The 18,047-nt window shown below is 63.9% G+C and carries 22 protein-coding genes and 2 tRNA genes; 19 read left to right on the plus strand and 5 right to left on the minus strand.

Annotated features, from left to right (window positions below; genetic code table 11):
• The first annotated feature begins 63 nt into the window (after positions 1–63).
• The 9 genes from IEY38_RS08990 to IEY38_RS09030 all read left to right on the plus strand — a co-directional run bounded on the left by IEY38_RS08990 (position 64) and on the right by IEY38_RS09030 (position 6,507).
• On the plus strand, positions 64–342 hold the full coding sequence (locus IEY38_RS08990) for a hypothetical protein (protein WP_188977109.1): 279 nt from the start codon (positions 64–66) through the stop codon (positions 340–342).
• A 195-nt stretch (positions 343–537) separates the two neighbouring features.
• Entirely contained in the window at positions 538–1,068 is a 531-nt protein-coding gene (tfe, locus tag IEY38_RS08995) for a transcription factor E (protein ID WP_004592762.1), read from the plus strand.
• Positions 1,068–1,739, plus strand: a complete 672-nt coding sequence (locus IEY38_RS09000) for a DUF2110 family protein (RefSeq protein WP_188977111.1) — start codon at positions 1,068–1,070, stop codon at positions 1,737–1,739. The genes tfe and IEY38_RS09000 overlap by 1 nt, the downstream gene beginning before the upstream one ends.
• Positions 1,740–1,748: 9 nt before the next feature.
• Positions 1,749–2,531 carry a DUF5803 family protein gene (locus tag IEY38_RS09005; protein ID WP_188977113.1) on the plus strand — a complete coding sequence of 261 codons (783 nt, stop codon included), beginning with the start codon at positions 1,749–1,751 and terminating at the stop codon, positions 2,529–2,531.
• An 84-nt stretch (positions 2,532–2,615) separates the two neighbouring features.
• Positions 2,616–3,455: an NOP5/NOP56 family protein gene (locus IEY38_RS09010; RefSeq protein WP_188977115.1), complete on the plus strand. Its 840-nt coding sequence runs from the start codon at positions 2,616–2,618 to the stop codon at positions 3,453–3,455.
• Complete coding sequence (locus IEY38_RS09015; RefSeq protein WP_188977117.1) at positions 3,452–4,084, plus strand: fibrillarin-like rRNA/tRNA 2'-O-methyltransferase; 633 nt, start codon at positions 3,452–3,454, stop codon at positions 4,082–4,084. Before IEY38_RS09010 ends, IEY38_RS09015 begins: the two co-directional genes overlap by 4 nt.
• Positions 4,085–4,192: 108 nt before the next feature.
• Positions 4,193–5,272, plus strand: coding sequence for a glutamate--cysteine ligase (locus IEY38_RS09020; protein ID WP_188977119.1), 1,080 nt, complete (start codon positions 4,193–4,195; stop codon positions 5,270–5,272).
• 112 nt (positions 5,273–5,384) lie between these two features.
• Positions 5,385–5,948, plus strand: a complete 564-nt coding sequence (locus tag IEY38_RS09025) for a winged helix-turn-helix domain-containing protein (RefSeq protein ID WP_188977121.1) — start codon at positions 5,385–5,387, stop codon at positions 5,946–5,948.
• Positions 5,949–6,018: 70 nt separating this feature from the next.
• Positions 6,019–6,507 (plus strand): phosphopantetheine adenylyltransferase, encoded by a 489-nt coding sequence (locus IEY38_RS09030; protein ID WP_188977123.1) that lies wholly within the window; start codon positions 6,019–6,021, stop codon positions 6,505–6,507.
• Here the strand turns inward: IEY38_RS09030 and IEY38_RS09035 are convergent, their stop codons facing one another.
• On the minus strand, positions 6,508–6,816 hold the full coding sequence (locus IEY38_RS09035) for a cyclin family protein (protein WP_004961393.1): 309 nt from the start codon (positions 6,814–6,816) through the stop codon (positions 6,508–6,510).
• An 86-nt stretch (positions 6,817–6,902) separates the two neighbouring features.
• On the opposite strand from IEY38_RS09035, the gene IEY38_RS09040 reads away from it, so the two are divergent.
• A tRNA-Leu gene (locus IEY38_RS09040) sits at positions 6,903–6,987 on the plus strand.
• Positions 6,988–7,183: 196 nt separating this feature from the next.
• Positions 7,184–7,408, plus strand: a complete 225-nt coding sequence (locus tag IEY38_RS09045) for a DUF7511 domain-containing protein (protein WP_229775255.1) — start codon at positions 7,184–7,186, stop codon at positions 7,406–7,408.
• A 136-nt stretch (positions 7,409–7,544) separates the two neighbouring features.
• Here the strand turns inward: IEY38_RS09045 and IEY38_RS09050 are convergent.
• Positions 7,545–7,629: transfer RNA gene (locus IEY38_RS09050), tRNA-Leu, on the minus strand.
• Positions 7,630–7,760: 131 nt separating this feature from the next.
• Here IEY38_RS09050 and IEY38_RS09055 point away from each other — a divergent pair.
• From IEY38_RS09055 to IEY38_RS09065, 3 genes are read left to right on the plus strand one after another with little or no spacing between them, the layout of a single operon-like run.
• Positions 7,761–8,264 carry a helix-turn-helix domain-containing protein gene (locus IEY38_RS09055; RefSeq protein WP_005534404.1) on the plus strand — a complete coding sequence of 168 codons (504 nt, stop codon included), beginning with the start codon at positions 7,761–7,763 and terminating at the stop codon, positions 8,262–8,264.
• A 38-nt stretch (positions 8,265–8,302) separates the two neighbouring features.
• A complete protein-coding gene (locus IEY38_RS09060; RefSeq protein ID WP_188977124.1) occupies positions 8,303–9,430 on the plus strand; it encodes an acyl-CoA dehydrogenase family protein in 1,128 nt (375 codons plus the stop codon).
• 48 nt (positions 9,431–9,478) lie between these two features.
• Positions 9,479–10,021 carry an HAD family hydrolase gene (locus IEY38_RS09065; RefSeq protein ID WP_188977126.1) on the plus strand — a complete coding sequence of 181 codons (543 nt, stop codon included), beginning with the start codon at positions 9,479–9,481 and terminating at the stop codon, positions 10,019–10,021.
• Here IEY38_RS09065 and IEY38_RS09070 read toward each other — a convergent pair.
• Positions 10,000–10,227, minus strand: coding sequence for a DUF5822 domain-containing protein (locus IEY38_RS09070; protein WP_005534398.1), 228 nt, complete (start codon positions 10,225–10,227; stop codon positions 10,000–10,002). The two genes, IEY38_RS09065 and IEY38_RS09070, sit on opposite strands and share 22 nt — an antisense overlap.
• 97 nt (positions 10,228–10,324) lie before the next feature.
• On the opposite strand from IEY38_RS09070, the gene panB reads away from it, so the two are divergent.
• A complete protein-coding gene (panB, locus tag IEY38_RS09075) occupies positions 10,325–11,134 on the plus strand; it encodes a 3-methyl-2-oxobutanoate hydroxymethyltransferase (protein ID WP_188977128.1) in 810 nt (269 codons plus the stop codon).
• A gap of 22 nt (positions 11,135–11,156) precedes the next feature.
• Here the strand turns inward: panB and coxB are convergent, their stop codons facing one another.
• A complete protein-coding gene (gene coxB, locus IEY38_RS09080) occupies positions 11,157–11,879 on the minus strand; it encodes a cytochrome c oxidase subunit II (protein ID WP_188977130.1) in 723 nt (240 codons plus the stop codon).
• Positions 11,880–12,056: 177 nt separating this feature from the next.
• Here coxB and IEY38_RS09085 point away from each other — a divergent pair, with 177 nt between their 5' ends.
• Both IEY38_RS09085 and IEY38_RS09090 read left to right on the plus strand, forming a co-directional pair.
• Complete coding sequence (locus IEY38_RS09085) at positions 12,057–14,339, plus strand: DUF6789 family protein (RefSeq protein ID WP_188977132.1); 2,283 nt, start codon at positions 12,057–12,059, stop codon at positions 14,337–14,339.
• A gap of 3 nt (positions 14,340–14,342) precedes the next feature.
• Positions 14,343–14,978: a hypothetical protein gene (locus IEY38_RS09090; protein ID WP_229775256.1), complete on the plus strand. Its 636-nt coding sequence runs from the start codon at positions 14,343–14,345 to the stop codon at positions 14,976–14,978.
• On the opposite strand, the gene IEY38_RS09095 is transcribed toward IEY38_RS09090, so the two are convergent.
• A complete protein-coding gene (locus tag IEY38_RS09095; protein WP_188977135.1) occupies positions 14,890–15,705 on the minus strand; it encodes a cytochrome c oxidase subunit 3 in 816 nt (271 codons plus the stop codon). The genes IEY38_RS09090 and IEY38_RS09095 overlap by 89 nt on opposite strands.
• 105 nt (positions 15,706–15,810) lie before the next feature.
• On the opposite strand from IEY38_RS09095, the gene bioB reads away from it, so the two are divergent.
• Together bioB and IEY38_RS09105 are read left to right on the plus strand one after the other, a co-directional pair.
• Entirely contained in the window at positions 15,811–16,926 is a 1,116-nt protein-coding gene (bioB, locus tag IEY38_RS09100; RefSeq protein ID WP_188977137.1) for a biotin synthase BioB, read from the plus strand.
• A 2-nt stretch (positions 16,927–16,928) separates the two neighbouring features.
• Positions 16,929–18,035, plus strand: coding sequence for a transcriptional regulator (locus IEY38_RS09105; RefSeq protein WP_188977139.1), 1,107 nt, complete (start codon positions 16,929–16,931; stop codon positions 18,033–18,035).
• Positions 18,036–18,047 lie beyond the last annotated feature (12 nt).

The raw sequence follows: 18,047 nt of genomic DNA on the forward strand, positions 1-18,047 counted from the left end.
CAGTGAAGACGGTCGTCTGGAACTGTCCGTGTCCTGAAAACCACAGCTGTTAAAGTAATTCAAATGACTACTATCCTGCAGCAACTCGTGATGCTAGACAAAATCAAAAAATCAGTCTCGGATGTACTCTCGGGTGGGAAGGGGCAGTCAGACAACGGACCAGAGGCCGGTGCAGTGACGGATAACCGTGTTCGGACTGGCGCCGCCGGCAATGACGGCGCGGACACGGCCGACGAACCTGCATCGAATCTCTACGAGTGTCCGTCCTGTGACTCCGTCTTCGTCGCTATCGACAAAGAGACCTGCGCCTCCTGTCGGACGCCAGTCGAAAAAATCGAATAGTGGGGTGTGTGGGGTTCTAGCGACGGACTACGCTGACGGTAGGACGCAAAAAGGGACTGCTGTCCGCCGTTGTTGCTGTCCGCCTGCAGGCACAACGAGTCCTTCTCAACAGCAGCGTGGTCCCGGCCTCTGTGTCAGCGTTCGAGAGAGGACGACCCGATGGTTTTAACCACGTGACTCCCGGATGTGCGGGTAATGGCTTTTGAGGAACTCTTGGAGGACCCCGTCATACAGAAGTACCTCCACGAGCTGGTCGGACCGAAAGGGATGCCGGTCGCCGCCGCGCCGCCGGACGGCGAAGTGACCGACGAGGAACTGGCCGAGGAGCTCGGGCTCGAACTGAACGACGTGCGCAGAGCGCTGTTTATTCTCTACGAGAACGACCTCGCGACCTATCGTCGGCTCCGCGACGAGGACTCCGGATGGCTCACGTACCTCTGGACGTTCCAGTACGAGAAGATCCCGGAACAACTGCAAGAGGAGATGCACCGCCTGCTCGACGGCCTCGAAGAGCGCCGCGAATACGAGCGGGAAAACGAGTTCTACCTCTGTGAACACTGCGGTATCCGCTTCGAGTTCGGCGAAGCGATGGAATTCGGGTTCGAGTGCCCCGAATGTGGCAACCAGGTCGAGACGATGGAGAACACCCGCCTCGTCACTGCGATGGAGAACCGCATCGAAGAACTCAGAGATGAGCTGAACGCCGACGTGGACGTGGAAGCCTGATGGTCGTTCTCGGTACAAAAGTGTACGTCGCCGGCGATGCCCGGGACCGTACGCTGGACGGACTGCGCTCGATGGTCGGCAACGAACTCAGCGACCTCGACGTAGAGTACGACATCGGCCTCCGCGACGACGAATTCCCGTCGGTGACCGTCGATGGCCCTGACGAAACTGTCGCCCGGAACCTCCTCCGTGAGGAATTCGGTGAGCTGGTCGCCGACCACGAGGACGGTGAAACCTACGTCGGGACCCTCGACAGCTGGGACGAGGACGGCTTCGTCCTCGATGTCGGCTTCGGCCAGACGGTCCGAATCCCGGCCGATCAGCTCGGTCTCGGGCAGGGGACGCCAACCCAGATCCGGAAGCGGTTCGGGCTGGTCCAGCACCTGCCGCTTCGCTTTGTGGCCGGTGACCCTGCAAGCCTTGCAGAGGTCGAGCAGGACCGCCTGTACGAGTGGACCCGTGGCAACGGCCGCATCAACGCAAACAGCGTCACGCGCTCCGAAGCGCGCGCGACAGTCAACCGTGCCGGCCACGCTCAGGACATCGTCACTGTCGAACGCATCGGCCTGTTGGAACAGAGTATCATCTGCAACCCGGACACCGACCCGCCGGGGCTGCTCGCCGATATCGGGCAGTACATGCCGTCAGAGCTGCTGGCAATCGTGCCCTGATTTCGAGCTATGAAACGCCGCCACCTGCTGCTGGTCGCCGTTCTCGCATTGGTCGCCCTCTCGGGCTGTACCGGTTTCTTCGGCTCCGAAGAGGTTGACCCGGACCGACTGAACGAGAACGCGAGCTACGACTGGAACACCTCCGCTGACGGGACCATCGTCATCGAGGAGTCGAAATACACTGCCGTCTACGCCGTCGAAAACGAGACGACGTTCGACGTGTACACTGTCGATGGCCTCGGGCGCGAGCGGAGCGTCCCTATCAGTGCGCTCCGGTTCAGATACCCCAACGGAACGGTCGTCAGCGCCGCTAACTCCTCGCTGAGCGCTACAGAGAGCCGCCAGCGAACTACTATCAATCTCTCCGGGAACGTCTCCGGAAAGGTGGGGTACTCAGTTGGGCGGACCGGCAAACGCTTCGCCTCTCCGACGCTCGTCGATGACAGCTCGTACACGGTCGTGCTCCCGCCCAACACCGGGGCCGGGATTCCGTTCCTCTCGCGGATTAGCCCGGGTGGCTACGAGTCCGAAACCGTCGACGGCCAGCAGGTCATCCGCTGGGACGAGGTGACCTCCGACCAGATCATCGTCCGGTACTACCTCGACCGTGACTTGTGGCTGTTCGGCGGCCTGTCGGCCATCGCCATCGTCATCGGCGTCGTGGGAACGCTGTACTACTACCGGCAGCTACAGGCAGTGATTCGCCGACGCAAGGAGGCCGGTATCGACCTTGAAGAGGAGGACGGCGACGACGACCCACGGGACCGCGGACCGCCGCCGGGGATGCGCTGAGGGCTGGTCCAGGCACAGTAATACCGACAGGACGGCGAGGCGCTAACCGCGTCACTTTTTCGGGTCGGGCGTGCACACACGGCTATGAGCAACGGGTGGTTCGCCGGGCTGGACCCGGACGACGATGCGGCCGCTGTCGAACAGATAGAGGCCGGGCGAGCCGACACGCCGGAGGACTGGCCACAGCAGGCCGTCGAGGCAGGGTTCGCCGACGACGAAGCGGCCTACTACGACCGGCTACACGAGGTGACGATGGCGGCCACCAGCGCGGCGGTCGCAGAACAGGAGGGTGCCGACGATCAGCAGCTCGTCCACGCGGTCCGGGCGATGGCCGACTGCGAGCGGACGGCGAATGAACTCGCCGAACGGGTCGCCGAATGGGGCGGGAGCCGGTACGGTGACAGCGGAAGCGGCGTCGAGTACGCCCGCTCGCTGGCCGACCGGGACGACGAGGACGAGGGCGACACGGCCCTCCGGACGCTTGCCGAACAGACGGCCGGGTTGGCTGACGAGGCGGACTCGCTTCGGGCGTACATCGAGCGGACCGCGCCCGCCGTCGCGCCGAACCTCTCGATGCTGGCCGGACCGGTACTTGCGGCCCGGCTTATCTCACTAGCTGGCGGCCTCGAAGCGCTGGCGAAGAAACCGAGCGGGACGGTGCAGGTCCTTGGGGCGGAAGACGCGCTCTTTGCCCACCTCAAGGGGAATGCGCCATCACCGAAACACGGCGTCATCTTCACCCACGAGTACGTGCGCGGGACCCGCCGAGAGGACCGCGGCTCAGCCGCGCGAGCACTCGCCGGGAAGCTCTCGATTGCCGCCCGAATTGACCATTACAGCGGCGACCGTCGGCCGGACCTGCAGGCGGAACTCGATGAACGAATCGAGCGGATTCAGGCCCGAGCCGAGGAGGGCGACGAATGACGCTCCCGGCAGGCGTCGAGCGCCACGACTTCGGCGGCGAGACGAGCCTCGCCACGCAGGGCCAGCCGGTGTACGGCGAGCGGACCGACGGCGACTGGCGACGGTGGGACCCCCACCGCTCGAAGCTCGGCGCGATGCTCGAACAGGGTATGGAAACAGGTCTGGAGGGTGACGAGACCGTGCTGTACCTCGGCGCGGCGGCCGGGACGACCGTGAGCCACGTCGCGGATTTCGCCGGGCCGACCTACGCTGTCGAGTTCGCGCCCCGTCCGGTGCGGGAACTGCTGGACGCCGCGGAGAGCCGACAGAATCTCTTTCCGCTGCTGAAGGACGCACGCAAGCCCGAGAGCTACGCCCACGTCGTCGAACCGGTCGACGTCGTCGTGCAGGACGTGGCGACCAGAGGGCAGGCCCGGGTAGCGGCGCTCAACAAACGGTTCCTGACCGACGACGGACGGCTCCTCGCGGCTATCAAGGCCCGGAGTGAGGACGTGACCGCCGACCCTGCGGACGTGTTCGACAACGTACGTGAGGAACTTAGCGCCGAGTACGAACTGCTTGAGACGGCGCGACTGGACCCGTATCACGAGGACCACCTCGGTATTGTTGCCCGGCCGCGAGAGGACTAGTTGGGATTGTTACCGCCCTGCCAGGATCGCCCTGGAAAGAACCTAATTGTGCAGCCTGAGCGGGCAGGGACGGAAGGCTTTAGCGGATCGATTCCGATGTGCTGATTAATGGACGCGACGGGTTCTGCCGAGCATTTTACCCGGATGGGAACGCTCGGCATCGAAGAGGAGTTCTACGTCGTCGACGAGTTCGGTCGCCCGACGTCTGGCACAGACGAACTCGTCTACGAGACGGAGCCGCCAGCGGTCCTCGACGGACGGCTCGACCACGAACTGTTCAAGTGCGTTATCGAGACGCAGACGCCGCGCATCGACGACCCGGCGGACGCCGGTGAGCACCTCCGGTCGGTCCGAGATGCGCTGGTCGACCACGCCGAAGCGAACGGGTTCGGTATCGCCGCCGCGGGCCTGCATCCGCTGGCGAAGTGGCGCGAACTCGAACACGCCGAGAAGCCCCGCTACAAGTCACAGCTGGACCGCATCCAGTATCCACAGCATCGCAACACGACCGCGGGTCTGCACGTCCACGTCGGCGTGGACGACGCGGACAAGGCCGTCTGGGTGGCGAACGAACTCCGCTGGCATCTCCCGTTGATGCTCGCGTTGTCTGCCAACTCGCCGTACTGGAACGGCTTCGACACCGGGCTGCAGTCCGCCCGCGGGAAGATCTTCGAGGCCCTGCCTAACACCGGGATGCCGACGGTGTTCGACGATTACGACGCCTTCGAGGCCTACGAACGACGGATGCTCGAAACGGGGAGTATCGACGACCGCGGCGAACTTTGGTTCGACGTGCGGCCCCACTCCGGCCACGGCACCGTCGAAGTACGTGCGCCGGACGGACAGGCCGACCCGGACCGGGTGCTGGCCTTCGTTGAATACGTCCACGAACTCGTCGTTGACCTCGCTGAACGCTACGAGGACGGGGAGTCCGGACGGCGGCTCCGCCGGGAATTCCTCGACGAGAACAAGTGGCGCGCGATCCGCCACGGCCAGTCCGCGGACCTGCTGTCGCGTGACCTCTCGACGACGCGCTCAGTCGAGGAACTGGTCGAAATCGAGAGTGATCGGCTGGGTATCGACGGACTGTGGGAGCTGTACGACCGCGAAAGCGGCGCCGAGCGACAGCGCCGGCTTCGTTCGGAGGAGGGCGTCATGGCGCTCGCTGACTCGCTGCGCCTGTCCTGATCTGGGCTGTCGTCTGAGGCCGGACTCGGCTGTGTGATACTCCGTAGCGACAGAAGAGTCCGGGCCAAGGGTTTTTATCCAGCTATAGCTTTTGTCCTCACAGAGACAACGCATGTCTGCAGACGACAACGACCACGACGACCCCGAGGACACAGGCGATGTCCGTGAACGAATCGAACAGGAGGCAGACCGTGCGGTCGAGCAGTTCGACGAAGGGATCGTCGATCTGCTGGCGTGGGCACTCGACACGGAGACGCGAGCGCGGATCTACGTCCACCTGCGACAGCATCCCGAGAGCACCAGTGAGGAGATAGCCGAGGGGACCGGCCTGTATCCGAGCACGGTCCGCGAGGCTCTGGCGGCGCTCACCGAGGAGGAAGTCGTGACCCGCCAGAAGCGTGAGAGCGACGGTGCGGGCAACAACCCCTACGAGTACAGCGCTATTCCGCCGAGCGACCTCGTCAACACCATCGTCGGTGACATCCAGTCGGAACTAAACACGGTGTTCAATCTCGACGACCACATCGGCGGCGAAACAACGCTGGAACCTGACGACGAGCCAGTGACGATTTCGGTCGAGGATGCGAACGACGGCACGGACGACGCCGACGCCAGCGAGGACACTGGCGACGACGGAGACGAGTCCGAAGGCGAAAACGACGACACTGACGTGTAGTCAAACCCGGCTCCAGCAGGCTGTTTCGCAAGTCGATATTACTAAACCTACCCGCGCCGTTGCCCGGGATATGAATGTCGCGCTGGGGGGAACGTTCGACCCGATTCACGACGGACACCGCGCACTGTTCGAACGCGCATTCGAACTCGGGGACGTGACAGTTGGCCTCACCAGCGACGACCTCGCGCCGAAGACGCGCCACGACCAGCGCCACGTTCGCCCGTTCAGCGAACGGCAATCCGCACTCGCCGACGAACTTGCGACGCTCGCAGCCGATCAGGAGCGCGAATGGGAGGTCCGAGAACTCACCGAGCCGACCGGTATCGCCACGGAGCCGCAGTTCGACACGCTCGTCGTCTCGCCCGAGACGGAAACTGGCGGTCGCCGCATCAACGAAATCCGCGAGGAGCGGGGCCACGACCCGCTCGAAATCGAAGTCGTCCCGCACGTCCGCGCCGAGGACGGTGACATCATCTCTTCGACCCGGATCGTCGAGGGAGAAATCGACGAACACGGGAACCTCACCCCGAACCGCTCCGGCCGTCAGAACATCTCGTAGCTACCAGCCCGGCGCTTCCAGCCCGGCCGTCTCTAGCAAGTCCTTCCAGCGCTGCTGAATCGTCAACCGAGAGACGTCCGTCGCCTCTGCGACGGCCGACTGGGACCGCTCCTCACCGGCGACCAGCGCACCGACGTACACACTGGCCGCCATTGTCGCCTGCTTCGACCGGTCTTCCTCTGGAACTGTCGAGAGGAACAGATCGACCGCGTGGGACCGCGCCGCTGTCCCGAGGTCGAGCCTGTCCGACGCCGCTTCGATATCGGACAGCCACTCGTCGTGCTCAATGCGGTCACTGGCGCGGTACATACAGATCCGTTGTTCCCCATCCCACCTAAACCTTTGTCGCCCGCAAGCGAAGGGTTCTTCATGCCAACGCGGGTATCGACTGGTGCGCGCGGGTTGCCGAGCCAGGCCAAAGGCGTAGCGCTTAGGACGCTATCCCGTAGGGGTCCGCCGGTTCGAATCCGGTCCCGCGCACTTCTCGGCTCGAATAACTCATGAGAGCCGTGAGTGCGGAATGAGGATTCGAAGCACGGAACGAGCGAACAAAGTGAGCGATGTTCAGGCGGTTCGAATCCGGTCCCGCGAAGTCCTGCTACAGACGCGGGCGATAGTCTCCACCTTCGTGTCAGACCTGATTCCCACACCGCAAGAATCGCGACTGCCGCTTATAATGAGTGTCCGCGTTCTTCCAAATGAGGGACTGACGATGTCGGTGTATGACCCACTCCGTGACTCGTCTGCTCGCCCCGCAGGATCGGCTCGGTTCGAGTATGCGGTCGACGATGCGGACAATCCGACGGAGCTCACTGTCTTCAGCGATCAGGACGACGAGCTCCCGACCCACTGGATTTCGGTCGACATCGAGCACGCCGTCGCGCTCGACGAGATGCGGTGAGCGAGGAGTGCGCTCGCTGAGGTCCCGTCTGTCGATTTCTTGAACAGGGACTGGACAGCGAACGCTCTAGAAGCGTTGTGTCCGAAGTAAGTTTGCGTGGGTGCAGTCCCAAGGGAATGCACCTGCACTCTGAGAGTGCGTGGGACCGGATTCGAACCGGCGGACCCCTACGGGACAGCGCCCTCAACGCTGCGCCGTTGGCCTGGCTTGGCTACCCACGCGCGCTCTGTCTGAGTGCATTCAACTGTTTCCGGTGGGTAAATAAAAGCGCTTTCGTTTGGACCCGCCCCGGGAGGGTGTGACACTCGGTCGAACCGGACGTTTGAAATATCACGAAACCGCTACGGGGGGCATGGCCAAATACTCGACCGGCAGTGGTGGCGATAGCGCCGGCGGGAGCTGTGAGCTCTGCGGTAGCGACGGCGGCGACCTCCAGACCGCGAACGTCGCTGGTGCGACCCTCCAAGTGTGTGACAGCTGTGCGCGTGACCACGGGGAAAACGAGCGAACGACAGGGAGTGACAGCTCGCGCGACGAACAGAACCGGAAACGCAAAGCCGCACAGAACGCGGCGAAGCTGCAGGACGCACAGCGAGCCGATACGTCCCACTGGGAGGACGGCGCGGATTACGACGACGACCAGCTCCCGTATCTGGTCAGCAAGTACGGCGAGCGCGTGACGGAGGCGCGTCAGGACGAGGGACTGCAGACGAGTGAACTGGCTGAGGAACTCGACCTTGACGAAGCGGATATCCTCGCTGTCGAGCAGGGGCGCGCGACGCAGGCGAACGTCGGCGGGTCGACGATCAAGGCGCTGGAACAGTACCTCGACATCGACCTGGTCGAGTCCAACTGACCCCCTGATATTTTGCCGACTCCGGTGTAACGGCCGGTATGGACCTCTCCGCTGAGCAGCAAGCCATCCGCGACACCGTACGAGAGTTCGCCGTCGAGGACATCCGTCCGAAAGCCGCCGATGCCGACCGCGAGCAGTCTTTTCCCGAGGAGTGCTGGGACGGGCTCGCGGATATCGACATCACCGGGCTAACGACGCCGGCCGAATACGGCGGTTTCGACGCCGACAAACCGACGTACGCGCTGGTCAACGAGGAACTCGCGTACGGGTCGCTCGCGGTCGCGACGGCGCTGTCTGTCCACTGCCTCGCGACCTCGTGTATCGCACAGTTCGGTTCCGAGGCAGTGCAGGACGACTGGCTCCCCGACATGGCCGACGGCCGCCCGGTCGGTGCGTTCGCGCTCTCGGAGCCACAGGCCGGGTCGAACCCGCGGGAGATGTCGACCACCGCTCGGCGGGATGGTGACGAGTACGTCATCGACGGCGAGAAGCAGTGGATAACCAACGGCAAACGGTCGGGCGTCGTCATCGTCTTCGCGAAGGCCGACCCCGACGATCCGGATTCGATAACGCAGTTCTTAGTGCCGAAAGACGCCGAGGGGCTCACTGTCGGCGAGAAAGAGGACAAACTCGGGCTCCGCGCGAGCGACACGACGCCGCTCCAGTTCGACGGCGTCCGCGTTCCCGAACGTTACCAACTGACCGAGGAGGGCAAAGGGATGGCCGCAGCTCTGTCGATTCTGACTACCGGGCGGGTCGCAATCGCCGCGCAGGCGGTCGGCCTCGCTCAGTCCGCTCTCGACGAGGCCCTCGACTACGCCAAGGAACGCGAGCAGTTCGACCAGCCGATCAGTGAGTTCCAGACGATTCAGCACAAACTCGCGGACATGGCGACGAACGTGCAGGCGGCGCGGCTGTTGACGTGGAACGCCGCACAGCAACTGGAACGCGGCGAGCGGGCGAGAGCGGCGGCGAGCATGGCGAAGTACTTCGCGAGCGAGACGGCGGTCGACGTGGCTAACGAGGCGATTCAGATCCATGGCGGCTACGGCTACACGACTGACTACCCTGTCGAGCGCTTCTACCGCGATGCGAAGGTGACGACCATCTACGAGGGAACCAGCGAAATCCAGCAGAACATCATCGCACAGGACTTGCTGGAGTGAGGCCGAGGGGGCGAAGCGGTTTTGCGGGCGTCGGCCCTACCACTGGGTGTGACACACGACGCCGTCATCTACGACCTCGACGGGACACTCGTCAGGCTGGCCGTCGATTGGGAGACGGTGACCAGCGACGTCGCGACAGTCCTGCGGGAACGAGACGTCGAGCCCGAAGGCCGCGACCTCTGGGAGATGCTGACGCTGTCGTCGGAGACCGGCCACCGAGATGCTGTCGAAGCGGCGATCACCGACCATGAGCGGACCGGTGCGTACGAATCGGAGCGACTGGCGCTCGCAGACGGCCTCCCACACAGCGTCCCCGTCGGCGTGTGCTCGCTCAACGCTGAGGAGGCGTGTCGGGCGGCGCTGGCTGTTCATGACCTCGACAGTTACGTCGGTCCGGTTGTTGGCCGTGACACTGTCGAGTCGCCGAAACCAGACCCGAAGGGACTACTGGCGATTGCCGAAGAAATCGGGGTCGATCCCGAAGCAGCGGTGTTCGTCGGTGATTCGAAAAGCGACGCGACAGCCGCCCAGCGGGCCGGGATGGCGTTCGAGTGGGCGAGCGAGTTCGATCAGGCCCGGTACCGCGCGTAGAGGTAGACGCAGACGGCCGTCAGGAACCAGATGAGCGCCCCGACGCGGACCGCGAACATCGCCCGCGCGGTCCACGTCTGGAGCGTGACCGCAGTCGACGCGAGGACGACGAGCGGGGAGCCGACGAGAATCGTCGTCACGAACGTGACCTGCATCACCCACCCGAAATCCACGCCGTCCGGGTCCGTTTTCTCGACTGTTGGCACGTCCAATGGTACAGTCAGGTACGGCAAGCACCTTGCGGTTTCCTGAGCGAATCGCACAACCCGAACAGGTAAGGCGCAGGCGCGCCCCCGCTCGGATATGCCAACTGTCCGGGATCTGCAGGCGATGGCTGGTGAGGAGCCGATCACGATGCTGACCGCGTACGACGCCGTCACTGCGAGCATCGTCGACGACACCGGCGTGGACGTCATTCTCGTCGGCGACAGTATGGGGAACGCCGTCCTCGGCCACGACGACACGCTCCCGGTCACGCTTGACGAGATGGCGTCCCGGGTCGGCGCGGTCGCACGCGGCGCAGACGACGCGCTGGTCGTCGCTGATATGCCGTTTCTTTCCTTCGGCGCGGACGAAAGCGAGAGCATCCAGAACTGCGGGCGAATGCTGAAAGAGGAGGGCGCAAACGCAGTGAAGCTTGAATCTGGGCCGCACACGGTCGAGCTGACCGAACGGCTGACGGACCTCGGAATTCCGACGATGGCCCACCTCGGGCTTACACCGCAGAGCGTGAACCAGACTGGCTACACGAGACAGGCGACAGGCCGCGAGGAAGCCGAGGAGATCGTCGACCTCGCGCGAGAACACGAGGACGCCGGCGCGTTCGCGCTGGTGCTCGAACACATCCCGGCGAACCTCGCCGCTCAGGTCACGGAAGCCGTCGATATCCCGACAATCGGTATCGGGGCCGGCGGCGACTGCGACGGCCAAGTGCTCGTGTTCACCGACGTGGTCGGCCTCTCCGAGTCCAGCCCACCGTTCGCCGAGCAGTTCGGTGACGTTCGCGGTGAGGTAGCCGACGCTGTCGACGAGTACATCGACGCTGTCGAGTCCGGTGAGTTCCCGGGCGAGTCACACAGCCACACCGAGGAGGAACTCGACGACCTGTACTGAGCGGTCACATCGGTATGCCGACCTACCCAGCTGCAGTCGTCTGATTTTCCATCCAGGCATCGTAGGCGGACTGGTTCTTGACGACGACGGTGGCGTCCATCTTGCTATGCCCAGCCCCGCACATCTCGGCGCAGTACAGCCGGTACTCGCCGGGTTCTGTCGCGTGCGTTCGGGCCGTCATCGTCCGGCCGGGGAAGATGTCCTGTTTGACGCCCAGTTGCGGAATGTAGATAGCGTGAATCACGTCTGTCGTCTGCAGTCTGAACGTGACGTTCTGGTCGGCTGGAAGCACGAGTCGCTCCTCGGTCGTGACGTTCGCATCGGCGTAGGAGAACTCCCACCCCCACTGGTAGGCGAGGACGTCTATCTCCGTATCCTCCGCGAAGGCGTCGCCACCATCGGTGGATGCCTCGGCTGCTGCGGGCGTGATATAGGGGTTTGCCATCACTACGAACGCCGACACGCCGACGAAGACGAGTATCGCGCCCGTCGCGGCTGTCCAGGTCACCTCTAGCGCCGGGTCGTCAACCGTCGGCTTCGGGTCGTCGTTGTTCCGGAACCGGTAGATCACGTACACGAGCGTGAGTTCCACGAACAACGTCAGTGGTAGGGCGACGTACAGGAGTTGCGCGTTGAGTTCGTCGATAGCTGCCCTGTTGACCGACTGCGCTGTGGCCGGAGCAGCAAGTAGCGAGAGTCCGACCACGACAAAGCTCGCCCGAATCACGCGCCGTCGGAGACGCATTGTCACACTGTACCAACCAGTATGTCAAATAGCTTGCCCAAGGCCGATACAGGCGAGCGGTGACAGCTACCGGGTTCGAGCCTCCTGCGTAGTTTTATGAGCGTGGGCGTGTCAGGGATTGGTAACGTGTAGCATGACGACACGAGCAATCGTTCCGGGCCGGCACGTTACACACAGATGCTAAACAGGGCTATCGTCGAAGGGAACGCGCTGACTGTACTGGCGCTGTCAGTGCTTTGCCTGTGGCTCCGGGAGCGGCGGACGGCGCGACCGGAGAGCGACGGTGGGTACACGACCCGAGAGGAGATCGAATTCGAAATCGGTCGAATCCAGTCCGAAGTGTACCGCTGGCTGACGACGACGGACCATCGGGACATCGGCCTGCTCTACATCGCTTTCGGCACCGCCGCCGGCCTGTGGGGCGGCACCGACGCGATGATGCTCCGGACGGAACTGCTGACGCCGCCGGCGGACATCTGGACGCCGGAGACGTACAATGCGCTGTTTACCACGCACGGTCTGACGATGTTGATATTCTTTGTCCTGCCCGTCTTTTTCGGCATCGGGAACTACGTCCTGCCGCTGCTCATCGGGGCCGACGACATGGCCTTCCCGCGGGTCAACGCCATCGGGTTCTGGCTCCTGCCCCCAGCGCTGATTATGGTCCGGATGGGACTGCTGATTCAGGTGCTCGGCCAGGTGCTGAATCTGGTGCTCCCGGCGGACGCTATCCGGTTTTTCCTCACGATGCGCGAGGTGAGCGTCGGCTGGACGCTGTATGCGCCACTGTCTGTGCAACAGCCCAATCCACAGATAGACCTGCTGTTGCTCGGCCTGCATTTGAGCGGCATCGCCACCACGGTCGGGGCCATCAACTTCATCACCACAATCGTCTACGAGCGCGGCGAGGGTGTCAGCTGGGCGAACCTCGACATCTTCTCGTGGAACATGCTCGTCACGAGCGGGATTGCGCTGTTCGCCTTTCCGCTGCTTGGAAGCGCGCTCGTGATGCTCCTGCTAGATCGGAACCTCGGGACGACGTTCTTCGCCACGGAGGGCGGCGGTGCCATCCTCTGGCAACACCTGTTCTGGTTCTGGGGCCACCCGGAAGTGTACATCCTCTTTCTCCCAGCGACAGGGCTGATGAGCCTTATTCTACCGAAGTTCGTCGGGCGCAAACTCTTCGGCTATCAGTTCATCGTCTACTCGACGCTAGGGCTTGGCGTCCTCTCTTTCGGCGTCTGGGCGCATCATATGTTCACGACGAGCGCGGACCCGCGAGTGAAGCTGTCGTTCATGGCCGTCTCCATCGCCATCGCCGTCCCGAGTGCGATCAAGGTGTTCAACTGGATCACGACGATGTGGGAGGGAGACATCCGCCTGACCGCGCCGTTCATTCTCTGTGCCGGCGGCATCGGGACGTTCATCATCGGCGGCGTCACCGGTGTGTTCCTCGCTGTCATCCCCGTCGATATCCTCTATCACGGGACGTACTACGTCGTGGGTCACTTCCACCTCATCGTCGTCGGCATCATCCCGTTCCTGATGATCGCCGCGAGCTACTACTGGTACCCGCTCATCACTGGCCGGTGGTACGACACGCGGATGGCGAGGTTTCAGGCGCTGCTGATAGTCTTTGGCTCGTTCGTGACGTTCATGACGTTGCTGGTCATCGGTGGGCTGGGGCTCCCGCGCCGGCAAGCGATCTACCCGCCCGAGTACCAGTTCGCCCAGCAGATCGCGACCGTTGGCGGCTACGTCATCGGCTTGAGTGCCCTGTTGTGGCTGTACAACATGCTCGTCTCGTACTGGCGAGGGACGCCCGTGACGACGACCGACCCGTGGGGCCTGAAAACGACGAACCAGTTCACCCGCGAGTGGCAGTGGTTCGAACAGCGTATGATGGACAAATACGACATGGAGCCGACTGAGCCCGAGACGACGCGGCGTTCCTACGCCCCTGAAGCCGAACCAACTGGGCTGGCCGGCGGCGTCGGCACCGTCGCCCAGACCGTCTCTCGGAACGCCTGGATGGCCGCAGTCGGCGGGTTCGTCGGAACAGTCCTGATGAGCGGCGGACTCCTCACGGCGATACTCGTTGGCGTCCTCGACCCGATTTCGTTCGGTGAGATCGCCGAACTGGTCGGGCTGCCCGCGAGTCCGGCCATCGGCGCGGTCCTGTTCCTCGTCGGTGGGACCGTCACCTGGCCACTCCTGTTCTTGGCCTTCTCCGACTACCTTCCCGGTCGCCTCCTGTTCGAGACCGGGCTGGTGTTCGCGACACTGATATCCAGCGGGTTCGCCATCGCGTTCTACACCGGCCAGAGCGGGCTCGCGTTCGTCGGCTATCTCACCTTCGTGCTCGTCTCCCACTGGGCGTACGGCATCGGGCTGACCGTGACCTTCCAGTACCTCAAATCGGACGAGACGCTTCGCCGCCGCAGCGAAGGAGGAAGCTAACGGATGAGTTCCGGTGCTGACTCGTTCGTCTTCCAGTATCTCGCGCCCTTCGTCGGCGTCCTGCTCATTGCGGTCGGTATCGCCGGAGCCGTGCCCGGCGGCTATGCACTCATCGAGCCGGATCTTGAGAACTGCGGGAACCCGACAATCGGCGTTGAAGGGCCGGAGCGGACAGCCGAGCGGTTCAGCGGAGGCGGACCGGGACCGCGGCTCCCTCAGTTGGCCTTCGAGGAACTCTCCTCGGCCGAACAAACGGCCTTTCTGACGGCCGTAGACGATCCGGTCGGTGAGGAGCAGGTCGTCGGCAGCGTGCCCAACGCCGATGCCTTCCGCCGCGGGGCCGTGGTTACCTACGAAGGCGAAGAGTACTACGTGACCATCGTCGCGGAGAACACCTGCTTTGCGGCCGCGCCGCTCCAGTTCCCGCTCGGGGTGTTCGCAATCGCGCTCGGGTTCCTCGGCGTGCTGGCCCCGCCACTGTACCGGCGGCTGGTGCGGCTGGACCAGCGGGCCGGCCGGTCGGAGGAGCGGTCCCACGTTCGGTGGTCGCTCAGAGCGCAGCACCGACGTACAGCACGACGACAAGGAACACCCACACGAGGTCGACGAAGTGCCAGTACAGCGACGTGGTCCGGATAGCTGTGTCTCGCTCGGGCGTGTAATGGCCCCGGAGCGCGCGACCGAACGCGATAGCGAGCAGCAGGACGCCGAGCGCGACGTGCAGGCCGTGGAGGCCGGTCAGACCGTAGAACGCGCTCCCGAACGCGCCTGAACCAATACCGAACCCTTCGACAGCGACGAACTCGTAGTACTCGTACACCTGTCCCGCGAGGAAGACGACGCCGAGCGCGAGCGTCACACCGAGCAGACCGAGGAATCGCCGCCGGTTCCCGCCTTCGAGCGCCTCGTGCCCGTAGTGGAGCGTCACGCTGCTTGCGAGCAGCAGCGCCGTGTTGATGATCACCAGCGAGCCGAGCAACGGCGGGAGGTGAGTCGGCGGCCACGACCCGGCCCGGATGAAGGCATAGTAGACGAAACCGGCGGAAAACGTCGCCACGTCGGACACGAGGAACAGAATCATCGTCGTGGCGTACAGGTCGGAATCGCCATCCCTGCGGTTCCGTAGGTAATCGGCGATGAACGCCTCGTTAGCCCACCCAGCGAGTCCGGTCAGCAGGCCAATCGCACCAGCACCGCCGAGGACAATCGGGACCACAGACGGAACCAGGTCGAGCCCGACAAATACCAGTCCAACTCCCAGATACAGCGACGCGGCGCCGATTGCAGCTATCAGGGGCCATCGACTTCGGTGTTCGTGGCCGTCTTCAGCGGCGTGTTCGGTTCTCGTCTCCGTCGAACCAGCCATGTGAACGTGTAGCAGTGGGTCCGGTAAAACGATACCCCCGTCATCCGTACGACGGCTGCGGATCCCACCCGAATTTTTATTACACCGTCAACCGACACCGAGAGTGTGGTTTACGAGACGGGCAACCAAACGGTAGACGACGCCGTCGCACGCGTGTTAGACGGCGAGCGCCTCAACCGACGGGACGGACTGGCTCTCATCGCACAGCCGGTCGACGACCTGGCGGCCGGGGCCGACTACGTGCGCACGCAACTGGGTGACGACACCGTCGACGCGTGTTCGATCGTAAACGCCAAAGCCGGGAACTGCGCGGAGGACTGTGGCTTCTGTGCCCAGTCGGTCCACTTCGACACCGGCATCGACAACTACGGCTTTCTCGGCCCGGAGAAGATACTCGAAGCCGCAAAGCGCGCCGAGCGCGACGGCGCACAGCGGTTCGGTATCGTCGTCGCCGAGAAAGGCGTCTCGAAGGAGAACCGCCCCGAGGAGTGGGAGGAGGTCCTCGAAGCCATCCGCCTCGTCCGCGACGAGACGGACGTGGAGGTCGACGCCAGTCTCGGCATCCTCACCGAGGAGGAGGCCGCGATTCTGGCTGACGAGGGGCTCAACCACTACAATCACAACATCGAGACTTCCCCCCGGTACTTCCCAGAGGTCGTCCAGACCCACACCTTCGAGAAGCGGGTCGAGACGCTCCGGGTCGCCAAGGAGGCCGGCATGGACCTCTGTGCCGGTGTCATCCTTGGGATGGGCGAATCACCGACCGACAGGGTCGACGCGGCGATGGCCCTGCAGGACATCGGCATCTCCTCGCTCCCGGTGAACATCCTGAATCCGGTCGCTGGTACCCCCATGGCTGAACAGGGGCTGCCCGACATCACGACCGAGGAGGTCGTCAAGACCATCGCGGTATACCGGCTGCTCCACCCCGAGTCGCGCGTGCGCCTGACCGGCGGGCGCGAGGTCAATCTCGATACGGACGGACAGGTGGCCGCACTAGAGGCCGGCGCGGACGGCATCCTCACCGGTGATTATCTCACTACGGAGGGACAGACGGCGGCCGACGACCTCGAAATCATGGAAGAGGCCGGGCTCGAACCGAACACCGACGCAAACGAGTTCGACCCCGAGGCGGTCAAAGAACGCGCGGCTGACGAGACAGAAACCGAGACGGCGGCAGGGACAGCACAGACCAAATCAGAGCTCAAATCCGACGACTGACAATGGACGACATACGCTTTGCAGTGCTTGGAACCGGTGGTATCGGACGGCGGACGCTCGAAGTTTCACAGCACAAGGACGGCCTCACCGCGGTCGCAGCCTGTGACCGCAACGGTGTGGCTATCGACCACAGTGGCCTCGACGTAGACGAACTGCTGGAGGCGACGGAAGGCAATATCGCGAGCGGGCCCGAGGACGCCTCCGGGACGACGCCCGCGACACCCACTGACGACTACGCCTCGGACGGCGGTGCGGCCGCTGTCGAAGGAGGTGGCGGCGGCGTCAAACAGCACGGCGAGCAGGCCGGTATCGTTGCCAGTTCGCAGGGCGAGCCGACGGACACGCCCATAGACGACATTATCGCCGAGAGCGACGCCATCGACGCCGTCCTGCTGGCGCTGCCGAACCTCGAACACGACTTCATCCCGCGCGTGGCCGAGCGTTTCGCCGAGGCTGACTACGAGGGCGTCATGATTGACGTACTCAAACGCTCCCGTGTCATCGGGATGCTCGACGACCGTGAGGACCTGCTGAAAGAGTCGGGTATCACGTTCGTTTGCGGTGCTGGCGCGACCCCCGGCTTCCTGACCGGTGCGGCGGCGCTGGCCGCCCAGTCCTTCGTCGAGGTCGAGGAAGTCGAGATCTGGTGGGGAGTCGGCCTCAAATCCGGCTACGAGGACAACCGCGGAACGGTCCGGGAGGACATCGCTCATCTCGACGGCTACGACATCGCGACGGCCCGGGGGATGAGCGAGGAGGAGATCGAGGCCCTCATCGACGAGCACGACGGTGTGCTGGAATTCCACGACATGGAACACGCCGACGACGTGCTACTGGAGCGTGCGGGCATCTGCGATGCCGAGGACGTTCACGTCGGCGGCGTCCTCGATGTTCGCTCGGACGAGAAACCGACGACGACGACGGTCAGCGTGACGGGCACAACCTTCGACGGAGAGACGGGAACGAACACCTTTGAACTGGACGACGTGACGAGCATGGAAGCCAACGTCAACGGGCCGGCGCTGGGCTATCTGAAAGCCGGCGTCCGGAACAACCGGGCCGGGCACTACGGCGTGTTCGGCCCCGCCGATCTGATGCCCGGCTTCTGAGAGCGCTAGATT

The sequence above is a fragment of the Haloarcula sebkhae genome (assembly GCF_014647415.1).
GTDB lineage: Archaea > Halobacteriota > Halobacteria > Halobacteriales > Haloarculaceae > Haloarcula > Haloarcula sebkhae.